At 54.2% G+C, this 17,039-nt stretch carries 18 protein-coding genes, 1 tRNA gene, 1 other RNA gene and 2 pseudogenes; 11 read left to right on the forward strand and 11 right to left on the reverse strand.

Annotated features, from left to right (window positions below; translation table 11 throughout):
• Positions 1-21: 21 nt before the first annotated feature.
• From rpmE to rnpB, 4 genes are all read right to left on the reverse strand, one after another.
• On the reverse strand, positions 22-240 hold the full coding sequence (gene rpmE, locus RYZ27_RS00850) for a 50S ribosomal protein L31 (protein ID WP_406681795.1): 219 nt from the start codon (positions 238-240) through the stop codon (positions 22-24).
• 125 nt (positions 241-365) lie between these two features.
• Complete coding sequence (locus RYZ27_RS00855; protein WP_406680470.1) at positions 366-962, reverse strand: YqaA family protein; 597 nt, start codon at positions 960-962, stop codon at positions 366-368.
• Positions 963-984: 22 nt separating this feature from the next.
• Positions 985-2,481, reverse strand: a complete 1,497-nt coding sequence (locus RYZ27_RS00860; RefSeq protein ID WP_406680471.1) for a M20 family peptidase — start codon at positions 2,479-2,481, stop codon at positions 985-987.
• A gap of 232 nt (positions 2,482-2,713) precedes the next feature.
• An RNA gene (rnpB, locus tag RYZ27_RS00865) (RNase P RNA component class A) lies at positions 2,714-3,097 on the reverse strand.
• Between the two features lie 71 nt (positions 3,098-3,168).
• On the opposite strand from rnpB, the pseudogene RYZ27_RS00870 reads away from it, so the two are divergent.
• Positions 3,169-3,276: pseudogene (locus RYZ27_RS00870) on the forward strand (hypothetical protein); the annotation flags it as partial.
• A gap of 144 nt (positions 3,277-3,420) precedes the next feature.
• Here the strand turns inward: RYZ27_RS00870 and RYZ27_RS00875 are convergent.
• Positions 3,421-4,014 carry a TetR/AcrR family transcriptional regulator gene (locus RYZ27_RS00875; RefSeq protein WP_406680472.1) on the reverse strand — a complete coding sequence of 198 codons (594 nt, stop codon included), beginning with the start codon at positions 4,012-4,014 and terminating at the stop codon, positions 3,421-3,423.
• A 122-nt stretch (positions 4,015-4,136) separates the two neighbouring features.
• Here RYZ27_RS00875 and RYZ27_RS00880 point away from each other — a divergent pair, with 122 nt between their 5' ends.
• The 5 genes from RYZ27_RS00880 to RYZ27_RS00900 all read left to right on the forward strand — a co-directional run bounded on the left by RYZ27_RS00880 (position 4,137) and on the right by RYZ27_RS00900 (position 7,003).
• The gene (locus tag RYZ27_RS00880) at positions 4,137-4,646 is read left to right on the forward strand and encodes a YkgB family protein (protein WP_406680473.1); all 510 of its coding nucleotides are present in this window, start codon (positions 4,137-4,139) and stop codon (positions 4,644-4,646) included.
• Positions 4,647-4,752: 106 nt separating this feature from the next.
• Positions 4,753-5,013, forward strand: coding sequence for a glutaredoxin 3 (gene grxC / locus RYZ27_RS00885; RefSeq protein WP_406680474.1), 261 nt, complete (start codon positions 4,753-4,755; stop codon positions 5,011-5,013).
• A gap of 140 nt (positions 5,014-5,153) precedes the next feature.
• Positions 5,154-5,789: a TIGR02466 family protein gene (locus RYZ27_RS00890; protein ID WP_406680475.1), complete on the forward strand. Its 636-nt coding sequence runs from the start codon at positions 5,154-5,156 to the stop codon at positions 5,787-5,789.
• 47 nt (positions 5,790-5,836) lie between these two features.
• The gene (ppa, locus tag RYZ27_RS00895) at positions 5,837-6,364 is read left to right on the forward strand and encodes an inorganic diphosphatase (protein WP_406680476.1); all 528 of its coding nucleotides are present in this window, start codon (positions 5,837-5,839) and stop codon (positions 6,362-6,364) included.
• A gap of 15 nt (positions 6,365-6,379) precedes the next feature.
• Positions 6,380-7,003, forward strand: coding sequence for a LysE family translocator (locus RYZ27_RS00900; RefSeq protein ID WP_406680477.1), 624 nt, complete (start codon positions 6,380-6,382; stop codon positions 7,001-7,003).
• A gap of 2 nt (positions 7,004-7,005) precedes the next feature.
• Here the strand turns inward: RYZ27_RS00900 and RYZ27_RS00905 are convergent, their stop codons facing one another.
• The 3 genes from RYZ27_RS00905 to RYZ27_RS00915 all read right to left on the reverse strand — a co-directional run bounded on the left by RYZ27_RS00905 (position 7,006) and on the right by RYZ27_RS00915 (position 9,279).
• Positions 7,006-7,809, reverse strand: coding sequence for an inositol monophosphatase family protein (locus RYZ27_RS00905; protein WP_406680478.1), 804 nt, complete (start codon positions 7,807-7,809; stop codon positions 7,006-7,008).
• A gap of 31 nt (positions 7,810-7,840) precedes the next feature.
• Positions 7,841-8,239 (reverse strand): helix-turn-helix domain-containing protein, encoded by a 399-nt coding sequence (locus tag RYZ27_RS00910; protein ID WP_406680479.1) that lies wholly within the window; start codon positions 8,237-8,239, stop codon positions 7,841-7,843.
• A gap of 275 nt (positions 8,240-8,514) precedes the next feature.
• Positions 8,515-9,279, reverse strand: coding sequence for an N-formylglutamate amidohydrolase (locus RYZ27_RS00915; protein WP_406680480.1), 765 nt, complete (start codon positions 9,277-9,279; stop codon positions 8,515-8,517).
• A 283-nt stretch (positions 9,280-9,562) separates the two neighbouring features.
• On the opposite strand from RYZ27_RS00915, the gene cpdR reads away from it, so the two are divergent.
• Positions 9,563-9,922: a cell cycle two-component system response regulator CpdR gene (cpdR, locus tag RYZ27_RS00920; protein WP_406680481.1), complete on the forward strand. Its 360-nt coding sequence runs from the start codon at positions 9,563-9,565 to the stop codon at positions 9,920-9,922.
• Positions 9,923-9,987: 65 nt separating this feature from the next.
• Positions 9,988-10,062, forward strand: a tRNA-Val gene (locus RYZ27_RS00925).
• A gap of 147 nt (positions 10,063-10,209) precedes the next feature.
• Here the strand turns inward: RYZ27_RS00925 and RYZ27_RS00930 are convergent.
• The gene (locus RYZ27_RS00930; protein ID WP_406680483.1) at positions 10,210-10,896 is read right to left on the reverse strand and encodes a Crp/Fnr family transcriptional regulator; all 687 of its coding nucleotides are present in this window, start codon (positions 10,894-10,896) and stop codon (positions 10,210-10,212) included.
• A 163-nt stretch (positions 10,897-11,059) separates the two neighbouring features.
• Between RYZ27_RS00930 and RYZ27_RS00935 the strand changes: the two genes are divergently transcribed.
• The 3 genes from RYZ27_RS00935 to RYZ27_RS00945 all read left to right on the forward strand — a co-directional run bounded on the left by RYZ27_RS00935 (position 11,060) and on the right by RYZ27_RS00945 (position 15,206).
• Positions 11,060-12,622, forward strand: coding sequence for an FG-GAP repeat domain-containing protein (locus tag RYZ27_RS00935; RefSeq protein WP_406680484.1), 1,563 nt, complete (start codon positions 11,060-11,062; stop codon positions 12,620-12,622).
• Positions 12,623-12,878: 256 nt separating this feature from the next.
• Complete coding sequence (locus RYZ27_RS00940) at positions 12,879-14,141, forward strand: TonB-dependent receptor (RefSeq protein WP_406680485.1); 1,263 nt, start codon at positions 12,879-12,881, stop codon at positions 14,139-14,141.
• The gene (locus RYZ27_RS00945; protein ID WP_406681746.1) at positions 14,142-15,206 is read left to right on the forward strand and encodes a TonB-dependent receptor; all 1,065 of its coding nucleotides are present in this window, start codon (positions 14,142-14,144) and stop codon (positions 15,204-15,206) included.
• 83 nt (positions 15,207-15,289) lie between these two features.
• Here the strand turns inward: RYZ27_RS00945 and RYZ27_RS00950 are convergent.
• Together RYZ27_RS00950 and RYZ27_RS00955 are read right to left on the reverse strand one after the other, a co-directional pair.
• A pseudogene (locus tag RYZ27_RS00950) lies at positions 15,290-15,798 on the reverse strand (DDE-type integrase/transposase/recombinase).
• Positions 15,799-15,976: 178 nt separating this feature from the next.
• Positions 15,977-16,897, reverse strand: a complete 921-nt coding sequence (locus RYZ27_RS00955) for a catalase (protein ID WP_406680486.1) — start codon at positions 16,895-16,897, stop codon at positions 15,977-15,979.
• Positions 16,898-17,039: the final 142 nt, after the last annotated feature.

Raw genomic sequence — 17,039 nt, forward strand, 5'->3', positions numbered from 1 at the left:
AAACTGTATTGGACGTCAAGCTTACATGAAGCCTTTGAACTTGTCCTTAAAGCGAGAAACACGACCACCACGGTCGAGGTTGGCGTTACGGTCGCCTGTCCAAGCCGGGTGAGAGCTGGAGTCAATGTCGAGGACCAGACGGTCGCCTTCCTTGCCCCAGGTTGAACGGGTTTGGTATTCGGTTCCATCAGTCATCACAACAGTGATGAAGTGGTAGTCGGGATGGCCTTCGGCTTTCATCGCGGGATCTCTTTTCAAGCTAAGGGCTCCGATTTCTGACCGGTACCCGATTTCTGCAAACCGCGCTCATACAGGACGGATGCGGGAAGAGCAAGACTTGAGAATCAGGCTGCTCTCGGTGCCTGTCAGACAAAGTCTGAAATCACCCAATATGAGATGGTGATTGCGAGGAAAGCGATGAGTGACCAGCGCACATATCGCGGCAGACGTTCCCATACGCCAACGATCTGCTCCCCGAACAGATAGAGCAAACCGCCGAGCAAAAGAAAACGTAGAAACCGGCTGCTGGTGAACAGGGCAAGAAACTCATGAAAGGGGTAGCCGCTGGCCCCCGCAATCATGTTTATGAGGTATGATGGGATCGGGGTTAGCCCGCTCAGGAAGATATACTTTCCGCCTTCTTGCGCGAATGTCTCACGATAGTTGGCTGTTATGCCTTCAATTCCTAGAAAAGCCGAAATTGGGTCCAGGAAGTTCGCCCCAAGTGTGTACATGATTGTACCAGCGGTCGCGCTGCCAAGGGCTGTGATCAGAACAAAAAGCCAGATCCGGTCGCGGGCGGCAAGACAAAGCGCAATGAAGGCGACTTCATAAGGCCAGGGCACAAAGGTCGTTTCCGCCACCTGTGCAGCGAACAGGACAGGCAACAACCACTTCGAATGGGTAAGAGCGACCAATCGCTCAGACCACGTTTGTGCGTCAGGTATCCCGCTTGAACCCATCAGGGCAATTTAGCACGAAACCCTATTCCGGGGCATCCATGGCCAGAATGATCTGCGCATAGCCGCGCGCCATGCGCCCCATATTCTCGACACTGATCCGCTCATTCGTGCCATGGAAACCGGAAAGCTCTTCCAGAGACATCAGGGCGGGCATGAAGCGGTAGACATTTTCGGTAATTGCATTGGCATAGCGGCTGTCAGTGGCTCCAAGCACGAGGCCGGGTGCGACGGAAGCGCCGTCAGTCGCATCCTTTGCCACGGCATGTAGGATAGCATAAGCGCGATTATCAATCGGGCTGACCGGGGAAGCGCCCGCACCGCGAATACCGCTTGTCCCTGCTTTCACCGTTAAGCCTTCGATGTTTCGGGTGACATGCTCAATATGGGCGATCACGTCTTCTTCGGTATCATTCGGGTGGATGCGGAAGTTTACGATGGCGGTGGCGCGTTGGGCCAGCACATTCTCTTTTGCTGAACCGACCAGCATGGTGGGTGCTGTTGTGGTGCGGATCATTGCATTAAAAGGAGCGCTTTTTTCGGCCGCATCTTCAATAGCGAAACCGAGTAACCATGGATTGGCGAAGGCCATTCGCTGTATAAATGGCATATCGGAGGCGGCAGATTCCAGCAAGGTCGACACTGGTTCGTTGGATAAATCAGCTTGCATCTGATTTTCTTCTAGCGCGATTAAGGTGCGGGCCAACTGTATCGTCGCGCTATCACGCGGGGGTGTAGAGCTATGCCCGCCTTCGGCGCTCGCCGTGATTTCGACGGTCAGATAGCCCTTTTCCGCCACCCCAATGAAGGCAAGCGTTTCGCCCGTAAGAGGATTATTCTCAATCGCCATGAAGCCTTCATCGAGCACCATGTCGGGGACGATATTCCGGGACCGGAGCAGCTCAATGCCCGTACCCGCGCCAGAGCCGGAGACTTCCTCGTCATGACCCAGCATTAACAGGATGGTCCGGCGGGGCTGGAAGCCGTCCTCGGCCAGCGCATTCAACGCCTCGAAAAGGGCTACCATCGAGCCTTTATCATCAATCGCGCCGCGACCGTAGATATAGCCATTCTGGATCGCGCCGGAGAAAGGTGGGGCCTCCCAATCGCCTTCGGTGCCAATATTAACGGGGACAACATCCTGATGCGCCATGAGAAGGATGGGGGATAAAGAGGGATCGCTACCGGCCCATGTGTAAAGCAGACTATAGCCGCCCGGGATGGTTTCCTTGCTCGCGCTTGCATGAAACTCTGGATAGGTTGCCTCCATCCAGGCTTGCATGTCCAGCCATGGGCCTTCGAGGCCGGGGCGCGGATCTCCGGCGATGACAGTAATCGTTTCAAATCGAATGGCTTCTCCTAGCCGCTGCGCGATTATGTTTGCATCAAAGGCCGGAACCTCAGGCAAGCTGACCTGTTCGACCGAAGCCGCTGTGCCGCCATAGTTCAGCGTACGAACCACAACCACACCGATCAGAAGTAGTGCAGCTCCTAGCAGCGCCAGTACCGTATTGCGGATCATCTCAGCCTCCCAAAGCCTTTTCTGGAACTTTTGATCGCGGAAGTTTCAAAAGCAAGGAGAAACAGCCTTGAGCCTGGTTCATGGGTTGGCGAAGCCAAACCGGAACCCGCTTCCACTGCGTCGCCCGGAGGGCGTCAGCGCAGTGGCAAAACTCAATCCGCTTCAAACCCGATTCATTCATCTTCTATTTTTGATCCACTGGATCAAAAATTTCGCTGGCGAACCGAAGATAAAAACCAGACGGCCTGTAAGCCGGGTTCTGTCCACCTCTGCCCGTAAAAGGCGCGGGATGGGCAGTCATTCCTCTGCGACATGCGTTACCGCATGCCTGACGCGACACACCCGGGGCACGGGCCAGAGACAGCCCAAGCGCGCCCCCTATTCGGTCTTGCTCCAGGCGGGGTTTACCATGCGGGCCGCATCACTGAGGCCCCGGTGCGCTCTTACCGCACCCTTTCACCCTTACCCCGGATCAGGTCCGGGGCGGTATACTCTCTGTGGCACTTTCCCTCGGCTTGCGCCGGGTGGACGTTATCCACCGCCTTGTCTCCATGGAGCCCGGACTTTCCTCCAGTGGCCAGTTACCCGAACCACCAGCGACTGCCCAGCCGTCTGGTCTACCAGATATAGCTCAATAAGTAGTGTTCTTCGAGTCCTTGTGTGCGACCTTAAACAAATACACTTATCGGTACCTCGTCTGAAGACATTGCCCGTACCTGCCATGCCCACCCGACCCTGTCCGAAGCCGTCCGTCAGGCCGCCATGGGCGTCGAAGGCTGGACCATGCAGATGTGAGAAGCGGATGACCCGCTTACCGGGTCATCTCAATCAAAACCTCACAAACAGATAAAGCGAAAGGGCTGGTTGTCAGCTCTTAAACGAGCTGTGTTTGGGTGAGGCACAGTATTTTACAACCTGTCTGGCTTTCTTAAGTACTGCTTAAGCGTGCGCCAGCTCCAAAGCGGTGACCGTTATTGGCTTGAGATCGTTCAGGGGGAGGCCGCTACGCACCATGATGCGCAGCCCGGTATAGATGCTGAGCAGTGTGCGTGCCTTGCTCTTCACCGCTTCCGCATCAAGGTCGGGGTTCAGCTCTGCTATAGGCTGGCAAAGGGCGCGGGTGAGACGATCAAACCCGTCGGTGACCTGCTTTTGGGTATCTGTATTCAGGTCTGCTTGATCTGCGGAGGCGTTACACAGGAAGCACCCGGACCGATCTCCTGTAGCTGCGCCATCAAGGGGAGCTGAAAGAAACGCTTGGATCCGTGTTTCCGGGCGAGCAGATGGGGTCTCCAAAGCCGTCGCCGCCGCTGTTACAACATCTGTATGATACTGCGACAAGGCCTTGAGGTAGAGGGCCCGTTTATCACCGAATGCAGCATATAGGCTGGCCTTTTGCAGGCCAGTCTCTTTCATGATCCTCGACAGCGATATGCCTTCATATCCGCCCTGCCAGAACAGCGTCATGATCTTTCGAAGCATTTCTGTATCGTCAAATTCGCGGGGGCGACCGGGTGTATTGCGATCACGCATATGTTACCACTCCAATTATTGACCAATCGGTCTTTATTTCATATTTCCAGTGCTCAGCGGCGTTCTCAGGACGGTGCATCTAATTTGTGACCAATTGGTCTATATTTGAAAGGAAGTATGAAATGTCAACCACGCACGCCACTATTGAAGAGGCCGCCCCACAGGAGCTGAACGCGATTGCCGATAAAGTCACGGCGACTGGCCGTACAGGTCTGCGTTTATCGATCGCGCTTATCCTTGGTTGGATCGGGGCAATGAAATTCACTGCATATGAGGCCAATGCGATTCAAGGCCTAGTACAATCCAGTCCGTTCACGAGCTGGCTATACAGCGTAACAAGCGTGCAAGGGGCGGCCAGTTTGATTGGGTCGGTTGAGATCCTGACGGCGCTTGCCCTCATTGTTGGGATTAAGTTCGCGCGCATTGGCTTTGTTGCATCGCTCGCTGCGGCCTTCACATTCTTGCTGACCTTGAGCTTCATGCTGACAGCACCAGCTTGGGAGCCAAGCCTTGGTGGCTTTCCGGCTCTTTCGGTCATTCCGGGACAATTCCTGCTGAAAGACGCTGTGCTGCTGGCAGGTGCAATCTTCCTTGCAGGGATTGAACTCAAGCGTATTGCCGCGACCCGCTAAATCACTTCCGCAGGCTAACCCTGTTGGCCTGCGGATGACCGACTGGGAGCAGTTCTATCTGACCAGAACTCGCTTCCTGAATAGGTTCACGAAAGGATATGATCAAATGCCACACATTCTCCTCTATACGATGGGGCATTGCCCATACTGCAAGCGAGCCAAGGCTTTGCTGCGTGAAAAAGGTGTTTCCGATTGGGAAGAGTACGATCTGGAAGTCACACCTCGCAAGCGCGCAGAAATGAAAGCGAAGTCTGGGGGCCGCAATACAGTGCCACAAATCTTTATTGGCGGAATCCATGTTGGCGGCGCGGATGACCTGTTTAAGCTCGATGCAGCAGGTGGACTTGATCCATTGCTCAAGCAGTAAGTCCGGTTGGAACCGGCCCTGAGCAGTCTGCTCCTGTAGAGTATATGGGCGGGTAGCCGTCCATATCCCCTATGTCTCCCTGCGTGTGCCGTACATATCCTCTCGACGCCCCTTGGATCACCCCTTAAGGCCCTCTGATTATGGCTAAGACACTGTATTTTCCGACCGCGCTGTGGCGGATTGAAGGGGCACTATCCAACGCTCTATCCGACCTGGAAGAGGCATGCTGGATGATTGAGGATGGTGACCGCGCCGGGCATGACTGGTGTGAGGCTGAGGGGTATCCGGGTTATACGTCCTATGCCTCGCTCGATGATCTGCCTGATCGCCACCCGGCCTTTGCGGACCTGCTAAAAGTGCTGGATGCTCAAGCCCTTGCCTTTGCGCGGGCCCTGCACTGGGACACGGGGACCGCGCGCCTGCACTGCGACAGCCTGTGGATCAACATCCTTGGCGAAGGGGGTATGCATAGCGGGCATATTCACCCCAATAGCGTAATCTCTGGCACCGCCTATGTCGCGATGCCAGAGGGGGCCGGGCGGCTCAAGCTGGAAGACCCGCGCCTACCAATGATGATGGCTGCGCCGCCACTCAAAGACGATGCCCCGCATAAGCGGTTTGAATATATTCAGCCAAAACAAGGTGATATCATCATGTGGGAAAGCTGGCTGCGCCATGAAGTGATGGCCAGCCGCAGTGAAGACGCGCGGATTTCTGTCAGCTTCAACTATTCGCTAATGGACGAGCGCACGATTCCCCTTGACGATCACGCCTAGCTCGTTCATCGCGCGCCAAAACCTGAATAAAAGAGAGGTCTCCTCCCATGGACATGATGAAAATTGCCGCTGGCAAGAATCCGCCTGACGATATCAATGTGATCATCGAAGTGCCGCTCGGCGGGGACGCGATCAAGTATGAGTTCGATAAAGAGTCCGGCGCGATGATGGTGGACCGTTTCCTCTATACCGAGATGCGCTATCCGGCGAATTATGGCTTTGTCCCGCACACGCTGTCGCTGGATGGTGATCCGATCGACGTGATGGTCGTGGGCAATCGCCCACTGGTCCCCGGCTCTGTCCTGCGCGTTCGCCCGGTCGGCGTCCTGATGATGAGCGACGACAAAGGCCCGGACGAAAAAATCCTAGCCGTCCCCCACCCAGACCTTACCAGCTATTACGACAAGATCGCGACCTATCACGATCTACCCAATATTCTGGTTGAGAAAATCACCCACTTCTTCACTCACTATAAGGACCTTGAAAAAGGCAAGTGGAGTAATGTTGAAGGTTGGGCGGGCGTTGAAAAAGCCCGTGAACTGATCGCCCAGGCTGTGGAGCGGGGCCAACAGTAAGCGATAGGTGACCTGATGGATTACTCTGTCTGGTTTGCGCTGATTGTTCTGTTTTTCGCTGGCGGCCTGACCCCGGGTCCGGCCGTCATGCTGACTGTATCCTCCAGCCTGCGCTATGGATTTCGCGCGGCCTTGTTGCCAGCCATGGGTGTTTCTCTGGCCAATCTGGTCTGGATCAGTCTTGCCGCTGGCGGAGTTGTGGCGATTGCTGCGACCGTGCCGCTTCTGCTGGATCTCCTGAAAGTGATCGGGGTCGGGTTTATCCTGTGGCTCGCCTGGCTCATGGTGCATAGTGGGACGCGCGACCTGCGCGGTGAAGGGGTTGCTACGCCGAGCCGCGCGCGCCTCTTTGCCAGCGGCATCGGGCTGCAGCTCGCCAATCCGAATGCATTGGTCTTCTTTGGCCTGATCCTGCCGAGCTATTTCGATGCAAGCACCCCGCTCTTGCCACAGGTGGCGGTTATCATGCTCTCGATCACCGTGACGGAAATGTTCGGCCTATCCCTCTATGCCGCACTTGCCGACGCGTTGGCCAGGCGGTTCCAGAACCCAAGTTTTGCCCTCTGGTTCAATCGTATTGCTGCCAGCCTGATGGTCGCCTCAGTCCTGTATGCCCTTTGGTCAACGACGCAGCTTTGAACCTAGTCCGCAGAGCGCCGGAGCGAGATCAGCGCCTGATCCATAACGCCCTGATGCGATGCGCAAACCAATTGTCCGCCCGGTTTGGCGGGATTGCCACGCCAGTCACAGGCCAGCCCGCCTGCCCCGCGCACAACGGGGATCAGCGCTGCGGCATCATAAGGCGCCAGCCCGCTCTCAGCGACCAGATCAATCGTTCCCGCCGCGAGCCGCGCATAGGCATAGGCATCAAGGCCATAGCGTACGATCCGTGCGGTATGGCGCAGATGCGTCCAGGCCCCTTGCTCTGGCGGTGTCATGATAAAGGGATCAGTCGTCGAGATCACCGCCTGACGTAAATCATCGGTTTCTGAAACATGGATTGGCTGACTGGCTCCTGCGGTATCAAGCCGCGCGCCATCCGGCCAACCGATATAGCGCTCATCCAGCATCGGTTGATCGATGATACCGACAATCGCATCGCCCTGCACATCAACCAAACCAATCAGCGTCGTCCAGGTCGGCAAGCCAGCCACAAAGGCGCGCGTCCCATCAATTGGATCAAGCACCCAGGTCCAGCCAGTCGTGCCATCCTTGCGCCCATACTCCTCGCCATGGATCGCATCATCGGGGCGCAATTCGGCAAGGACAGCGCGCATCGCCCGCTCCGCCGCACGGTCACCTTCCGTGACAGGATCATAATCTTGACCATCCAATTTATTATCAATCGCGCTGAGTGCCCGGAAATGAGACAGGGTTTCAGCGCGCGCTGCATCAGCGAGTGCGCAAGCAATAGAAACTGCATCAAAGTCAGGATTTTGAGTCATACCCGGCGCTTAGGCCGGATTGAACGAAAGCTCAAGCAGCGCCGCTCTCTGTCGCTTCAGCTTCCAGCGCCTTGGCAAGCTCCAGCAGGCGCCGGCGTGGGCGCTCGCCGAGGCGATAATAGGCGCGAACCAGTTCGAGCGTTTCTTTCTGGCTCAGAATATCCCCATCCAGACGCTCCGCGTCATTGGCTGCAAGCCCCTGTAAATCATAGCTTTCCAGCCCGTCAAAGAAGTACTGAACTGATACGTTCAGGGCTTTTGAAAGATCATACAGACGAGAAGATGTAACCCTGTTGGCCCCACACTCATATTTTTGAATCTGCTGGAACCGCACCCCGACAAGGCTTGCAAGATCCTGTTGTGTCATGCCCAAAAGGCGGCGGCGGCGGCGCAGGCGTTTGCCAACGTGAAGGTCAGTGGCGTCCGTCATATACTGTCTCCCAAGTGGGCCGAAACGCCCAAGCGGGCCGTTTCAATCTGAATAGCTGTCTGACAGATCAGCAAGTCTTGTGCCGGAATGTGTTATCGCTACGCTGTTTCAGCATCCGTCCCGGAATTGCATACAGCTTATGCGGCACTGCGGCAAAATTGCCCTTGCTTTTTGTGCGCCGCACAATAAATGTGTCTCTAGCACTCTGGTGCTGACGCCTTCTGGCGTTTCCTCCCTTACCTAATACGCCGCGCTTTAACCAGCGCGGCATTTTTTTATCCGGCGCAGAAGCGGGCGGAAAAATCTACCAGGTTTTCAATGAAGCTTGTCATAGCCTGCCGTGTCGCCTCAAATCCGGCATTCAGCTCAATGTCCTGCTCATTCATATAGAGGTCGCGATTGATCTCGATCTGTAACACGTGGCAACCCCGCCGCGGACGGCCATAAAGGCGTGTCGTGTAGCCTCCAGCATAAGGCGCATTACGAGCCACGGTCAGTCCCGCCTTACGGAAATGGCGTTCAGCCAGGCTGGTCAGCCGCCCCGAACAACTCGACCCGAACCGATCACCCAGGACAATATCCGGCAGGCGCAAACGCCCCGGCTGTTTTGATGGCATGGAATGGCAGTCAATCAGAATGGTTTCCGCCCAGTCCTGTTGCACCTCCTTCAGCAGACTGCGAAGCGTCGCATGATAGGCATCGTGTACGCATTCTAGGCGCTTGGCGCCTTCAGCGCGCGTCAGAAGGCGATTATAGAAGACCTGCCCCGTCGCTCCGACCTTGGGCAGGCAACCGAGTCCGGCTTTGACTTGCGGCCCGGCCATACCCGCCGTACGCGGCAATCCGTCACTGAACATGGAAGGATCCAGCTCACGGGCATTGCGATTGAGGTCGACATAGCTGCGGGCATAGGTCGCCCCGACCAGAATGGCGCCAGCTTCCGGCGCGGCGCCAAATAACCGATCGACGAAAGCGTCCTCAGTCCGCCGCAAGTCTATTAAAGGCACAGCCAGGCGGTCGGTCAGGTCCTGCGGATACACGCTGCCACTATGGGGCGACGCGAAAACGACTGGCGCTTTCAATACGCGCGGTCGCACGATCCTGCATGCTGGCAGAGTGAGGTCTTCACACGCGGGGGTCAGATCAGCATACGGGCTCATTATCAGGCAAGATCGCTCAATTCTTTACGCCGTCAAGCCTATCTTGGCGCATGAATTGCAAGTTGATCTGCATTAAGCCAATAAAGCAAATCGGAAAATTCACTCTGGGTTTACCGGTTCAGCCGATGTATATAGTCGATTGAGATGCGAGGACGATCTTTTGATGAGTAAAATCCTTCTGGCCGAGGACGATGATGCGATGCGCACTTTCCTGGCGGCCTCCCTGCGCCGTGCAGGCCATGATGTACAGGACTATGAAGATGGCGAAGGGGCACTCGAAGCGCTGGAGCGCGAAGTTTTTGACCTGCTGCTGACCGATATTGTGATGCCCGGCATTGACGGGATTGAGCTCGCCCGGCGTGGGGCTGAGCTGGATCCGGCCATGAAGATCGTTTTCATTACTGGTTTTGCCGCGGTTGCTCTGGCTGGCGGTGCACCGACACCAGCAGGCGCTAAAGTCTTATCCAAGCCCTTCCATCTGCGCGAACTCGTCACCGAGGTTGAGCGCGTCATGGCGGCCTGACATTGATTGCAGTTCCTGCTTGACTTTAGCAGGCTAAATATGGCTTACAGCCCCTTCAAATGGATGGTCGATTAGCTCAGTGGTAGAGCACTGCATTGACATTGCAGGGGTCACTAGTTCGAACCTAGTATCGACCACCATTTTCTCAAAACATTCAATATATTACAGTGCATGGAGTTATTGCAGAATTTCATTACTGGAAAATCTAGCAACGCATCGCGTTTCCCTTGGCGCGTCTATAGTTCGTTGATCCGCTGGGGATGTAGTATAGATGATTGATCAAACCCTTACGCGCCAAGGATGTCGCCGGTTTGATAAAATACCCAGTCTTTGAGTTTATCAATATCGGAGACTTTGATGCTTGCGTACTGCAGACTTATCATCTCCTCATCCGAGAGCTGACGCAGCGCTTTGCCAGTAGCGACACGGGACGACCCGAGAAGGAGTGCGAGGTCTGACTGGCTCCAGTCAATGGTGGTTGCATCAGAGCTGGCGTGCATCGAAACCAGAAGTTTTGCAACGCGCACAACGAGCGGAAGCCGATCATTGTCATCAAGCTGCTCCAATACCGAATTAAACCGATGCAGCATAATCGTCAGAAGCGCTTTCGTGAAATCCGGATATTCATCCTGCAGCTGCGAAAATGAATTTCGCGAAATTGACCATAGTTCTGTTGCGCCGTCCGCAAAAATATCGACTGTTCTGGGTTTCTCAAGCAAGAGCTGTAATACGCCAATCGCTTGGCCAGGGCCGAACACTGCGATGAGTTTTTCTCGTCCATTCTGATCGATGCGGCACATACGACACGCTCCGGACCTGACGATGTAGAGCTTATCCACAGGCTCGCCGCGAAGGTTTATCATCTCGCCATCGGAGAAGACCAACCGCCGAGCTTTTTTGATCACTGCCTCGCGGGTACGCGCCTCAAGGGTCTCCATCAATGAAGGGCTTTGGCGCTCAAATAATTTCGTCATTTCTTCAAATTGAAATCTAGTTTGCAGATGGGCTCTTCGCGACGCGTTATGAGAAGAGATGATGCATCAATCTCTTCCAAATCCGCCCAGGTGTCCAGCCTTGCCATATTCGCCCCTCGCAGGTGTTTCCATATCCACACAACCAAGGAGACGCGGTCTTGGCGTGACCGTAATCGCGGTTTTCACTTTTGGGTGTCTGATGGTCAGCGCCTGCAAACAACAGGGCCGTGTGACCGATCAGGCAGAGGCCCTGACTGTTTCGGAAATGCATAGCCAGGCGCGCGCAGCCGATGGTGCGTACATATCCTGGAGAGAGCACCTTATTGACAGTGAAGGGATAAATGGCGGCGTGCTAATTCGCGGCGGCGACGGCATAAGCATGGTCGACCTTGACCTAGACGGCTATCTCGACATCGTCACCGCTCAGGAAGACTCCAACCACATTCGAATTGCTTATGGCAGCTCAAGCCCCAACCATTGGGAACTGGTAACACTGGCTGAAGGCCCGATCGTCGGGGCCGTTGAAGATGTCGCTACCGGAGACATGAACGATGATGGCTGGCCTGACATTGTCGCAGCCTGCGAAGAAGGGCACCTGATCTACTTTGAAAACCCTGCATCCGCTCCCCGGAAGACAGAATGGGAATTCGTAATTCCGGAAGTCACCAAGGGTCGCGGCTCATGGATACGCGTATTTGCAGCGGATATTAACGGCGATGGGCACCTGGACCTCAGCGCTGCAAACAAAGGAGCTGCGGATATCGTCCAACTTGATGGCGGAGATCCAGACAATGGTACGACATCACTGTTTACATTTACCGGACCGCCCCTTGAGTCCTCCTCCTGGCGCGAACAGGTTCTTTACCAGTCAGGTGTGCCTAATACGGCTTTACCTTTCGACGTTGACGGAGACGGCGACCTGGACATTTTGGCGGCCAAGCGCGTGCGGCAGAAACTCATACTGATTGAGAATAAAGGCACGAACAGCGAAGGGGGGATTGCGCATCGCGGCCTGCCCATCGCGATCTCGCCTGGCTTCTCGGTTGCGAGGAACTGGCAGGCATTGGCCAATGCTTTTCAGGCTGAAACAGCTGATCTCAATGCCGATGGTCGCACAGATATTGTTCTGAACGTTGTGGAGCGCAGTAGCTCGTTTACGCGATTGGTTGCGGGGTTGGGCTGGCTGGAACAACCATCCGATCTCGGCAAGCCATGGGTATTCCATCGAATTGGAAACACGCTCCCCGACTGGGTGATCGGCATTCACCTCGCAGATATCGATAGTGACGGTGATCTTGATGTGGTGACGGGCGGTTATTCCGGGTTGAACATACTCGCCGGAACCTATTCCGGAGCCTCTCGCGAGTTTGATGAACCAGGTGTTGACGCAACAAGCTCTGTGGGGCGTCTGGCATGGTTTGAAAACCCAGGGGACCCGACGCTGAGCTGGTCCCGCCATGATATTTCTCGCCGCACGCGCGGCATGTACGATATGTTCGAAAGCATCGATCTGGATGGGGATGGCGATCTGGATCTCATTGCGCCCAGGGGGAATAGCGGAACCTATGACGGCGTGTTCTGGCTTGAACAAGTACGCAGCGACGAAAGCCGCCAAAACTTCACACCCGCGCGACAATCGGAAAGCAAGCATCTCGGTTTGCCTCCAGAAAACTGGCAAGACCTGTATGCTGCCGACACCACTTATATTGCCCCAAACAAGAAATAGTTGAGTGTGTCGCCATAGCGACGGTTCATCTCGAAACCTTGTCGGCAGAGCCTAGGTGGCACGCAATGTCTGCCGCTCGATTCAGTGTTATCTACGACACGCTCAAGGTTATTGGCGCTGCCCTGATTGCCACACTTCGACAGTAAGAGATTGGCGATACCTGCAAGAATGATAAGCGGATTGCAATGTTTGGCGGGGCCATCTGCTAACCCACTCAAAACGGCGATGAAGCACAGCCGTAAGAGGGAGCAAACGAATGAGACTCAAAACCATAATCGTGGCTACGGCATGTTCAGCATTGGTATTTCCTGCCTTTGGTCAAGATGAAAATGCTACGGAAGACGAAGCCACTAAACGCCTAACCCCCGTCACTGTTACGGCTCAGAAACGCGCGCAGAGCATTCAAGATGTGCCAATTTCAATCTCGGCTTATGATGCCGCTTTTATAGAGGACTCGGGCATTGCGAACCTCACCGATGTCGCATTGTATTCACCAAACTTTACGATCACGAGCTCGTCTCAGCAAACGAATTCACGCATTACCATCAGAGGTGTTGGGTCGGTCGGAAATGCCGGCATTGAACCCTCCGTCGGCGTCTTTATCGATGGCGTATACTATCCGCGACCTGGCTCAGTGATCGGGAACTTGATTGATCTCGAAGCTGTCGAGGTTTTAAGGGGTCCGCAAGGCACACTTTTTGGGCGAAATACACCGATGGGGGCCTTGAACGTGCGCACCAAGGATCCTTCAAGAGATAGTTTGGAAGCCTATGGTGAGTTTGGACTTGGATCATTCGATTCAATCGAAGCAGGCGGCAGCTTATCAGGCCCGCTATCCGATGATGTGTCCATGAGGATCAGCGCCAAATATACGGAGAGAGGAGGTTTTGGCGATAATCTTCTGACAGGAGATGAAGTTGGAGCGCAAGACGAGTTCCATGTCCGGGGCAAGCTCCTGTTCGATATGAATGAGCAATTCGATCTCAAGATTACCGCTGACTATGGCGAAATAGAATCAGGCGGTGCGACTGTTGAATTGCTTAATGGAACCGAAAGCGCGGCTTTTCTTGCCACCCTTCAAGCGCTTGGCGGGCCTGAGGCTAGTCAACTGCTGACCGCCGATGCCTTTGATCACGATATTTATCAAGATCACCGCGATAGCTTGAATGACGAACAATGGGGCTTGGCTGCGGACGCCAGTTTCGAATTCGCAACGGGACATACGTTACGCTCAATCACTAGCTATCGTGAGTGGGAGGCAAAAAACTTTGAAAGTGCGATTCGACTTCCAATCCAGCTACTGCCTCGATTGTCTGATTATAAGACCGAAACGATCAGCCAAGAATTCCAACTCGTTTCACCAACGGATGATACGTTTGAATATGTGATCGGTGCATTTTTGTACGATGAATCCTACACCATCAGTCAGGATTTCAACCTTGGATCTGACTTCTGCATTCCCGTTGTAGCGGGGCTCGCCGGCGCAGCGGCTGGTCAAGGGTGTGCGGCTGGTCAGTAAATACGCGCGTCGGACGGTGAGTTTTCCCAAGATCTCCAGAGCACAGCCTTTTTTGGACAGGCAACATGGTACGCAAACGATAAGCTCTCACTGACGCTTGGAGGTCGCTGGACTTCTGACGAGAAGGATGCTGAGTTTACCAATACTGTAAACAATCCTTTCGTAACCGCCCTTCGCGTTCGCGATGATGAAAACCAACCTGGCCTTACGGTAGACGATTCCAAGTTCACCTATTTCGCCAATGCGAGCTATTTTCCAGTCGAAGGCACGATGTTCTTCGCAACTATATCCACCGGCTACAAGTCAGGAGGATTTAATACAGATGGAACATTCCCGGCGCTCACGACAGAGCAACGCACCTTTAGCGAAGAAGACACGACGAATTATGAGATTGGTGTAAAATCGACGCTGTTCGACAATACGCTGCAAGTGAATGCGACCTTGTTCTCCATGGATATTGAAGGATTTCAGGATCGCGCATTTGACGGGATCTCGTTTGTGACTCGAAATGTCGGAGAACTACGCCAACAAGGTTTTGAGACCGATTTTGTGTGGGCGCCACTTGACCAACTCAGCTTCATCGGCGGCCTTTCATATCTGGATAGTGAATTTCAGGACTATCGTAATGCATCCCCCCTTCCTGGCGGTCCCGTACAAGACCTGACGGGTGAGCGGGCACACCTGTCACCAGATTGGCAAGGGTCACTCGTTGCGAACTGGGAAGATAGATTTCCGGCTATCTCTGGCGCCCGGTACTTCCTGCGAGGTGAAACGCAATATGTCGGCGAAGCAAATGTCGGGGCAAACACGAACCAAAATCCGCAATCTGTCCAAGAGGCCTATCAATTGTTCAACGCGCGCATCGGGCTACGGGCAGATGATGATCGGTGGGAGGTGAATCTATGGGGCAAGAACCTGTCAGATGAAGGGTATTGCACGACCATATTCGATCAACCGTTCGGATCCCAACTCGGCGGATTGGATGCGGTTGCCAATACAATCCCTCAACGATGTGTTGTCGGCAGACCGCAGACCTATGGTATTCAGCTCAAAGTGCGGCGATAGCCCGCCGGCTTCGTGGAGAATAATCGATGGTGCTGTCAGTTCAATGCGAACCAGTCTTCAGCATCCAATTTCGTGTCTGTGACTTAGGCCGTGAGAAGCCCACGCCATTCCAGCAGGGTAGCGTGTCGGAGATCTTTGAATCTGGTTTTGCGTTCGATGTTTCTCTGATGATTGAAGTGGTTGTGGACAGACGAATGAACCGAGACGAATATCTGTAAACTTCGCATCTGCCTAAAACGTAGCATCGCCCTTTCTCGCCTTCGAAACGGAAGGTGAGAATTCTCAATCGGTTGTTTGTCCAGCTCGCGGTTTCCTGGCGATTCTCATTTCCAATGACCTTCATGGCGGTTCGATATGAAGCGAGACGGTCGGTTACCACCACTTCGGGATTGCCATAGACCTCATCAAGATGCCGCTTCCATTGGAGACTTTGTCGCAGCGATTTAGATCGCTTCTTGCGGAGCTCTGATGCGAACATCGGCCCAAATCTGTTCCACCAATGACGCATGCTTTCATGGCAGACATCGATCCCCGGATCATGGAGCAGATCTTCGACGTTCCTCAATGAAAGCGGAAGCCGAACGTACATCATCACCGCCTATCGAATGATCTCGGGGGACGTATTGAATAGTGGAACGGGTTCTTGGACATCACGCCGAAGCTAAAGTCAGGGCAGGGGGCGTCTCAACCGGGTTTAGTCTGACAGTGCCCGTACGTCTTGAGGCGCCCTAGATAAAATACTGGAGCCGCGACCATGCTTGGCAGGATATTTAGTCTTTCTCAGATAGCCGCTTCACAGCACCCAAAGCATAAATCATTGAGCGCGCCCGCAGCATTGGATCTTCGGAGGGAGCAAACCCTTCGCTCAAAACCATAGGGTCAAAGTTCAAGCGATCGCACTGACCATCACTTTCCGGCATAGCGTTTTGTGCTGTAAAGCGTCCGGCCGTTATTGTGACGTGATCTCCGGACCATTGCTTTGAGGGATCTAGAATCGCATCATCAGGATTGGCGAGAGTCACTATCATATCCCATGACACAGAGCCTTCATTGATATTCTTTTGCATGTTTTCCAAGAAAAAGTCGGCGTGTGTATCCACCACAATTTCCTGTTCGCCCGAGGGCTGAAACGAGAATCGCATCGCCGACTTTTTTCCTTCTGCATCGACGAGGTAGAACGTGTTCAAGCTGTTAAACGTCGTCCCTTCGTAAGGTCGCAGCGTTTTGTCCAACGCTTCGTGATAGTTTTTGTAGGCCCTAAATTCTGGGTGCTGAGCAGCAAATGCCTTTGTGGCATCTGGCCCAGCGGCTTTAGCTTGTAACAGCTCTATAAAGTCGCGGCTGGTTGCGACCGGGAAGAAATGCTCTGTATTCATGCCGATCACATGGAGATCACCGTTAGCGGTGGTGATTTCGAGGCCCATGCCGAGTAGACCATATTGATCATCTCGGGGGTTGGCCTTGCCGCCTTTATGAGAGACCCGTGCAACAACTGTGGATGTGCCAGAAAATATGGGGCTGCTGGAGTAAGTCCTAACTCTCGGATCTACAGGCGCGAATATCCCTTCAACACAAAACCCCTTGGTGTGATTACGGCGTTTTCCTTTGGTTACCCCAAATAGCTTTTCAAAAGCGTCAAATCCCTCTTCGGCATCGAAGACTGCAGATGAGGCTAAGGTGGCATCTTTCACATCGCTGCTCACAGCAGACGGCTCGATTTCAGTTTGAGGCTCTTGATTTGAATGAGAGTCGGCTTTCGTGCACGCGCTTATGATCAATAGCGCGAAGCAGCTAACTGTAAGTGAGCTTCGCAACATCTTGGGTCTCCTAATA

Source organism: Hyphomonas sp. FCG-A18 (assembly GCF_045287255.1).
Lineage (GTDB): Bacteria > Pseudomonadota > Alphaproteobacteria > Caulobacterales > Hyphomonadaceae > Henriciella.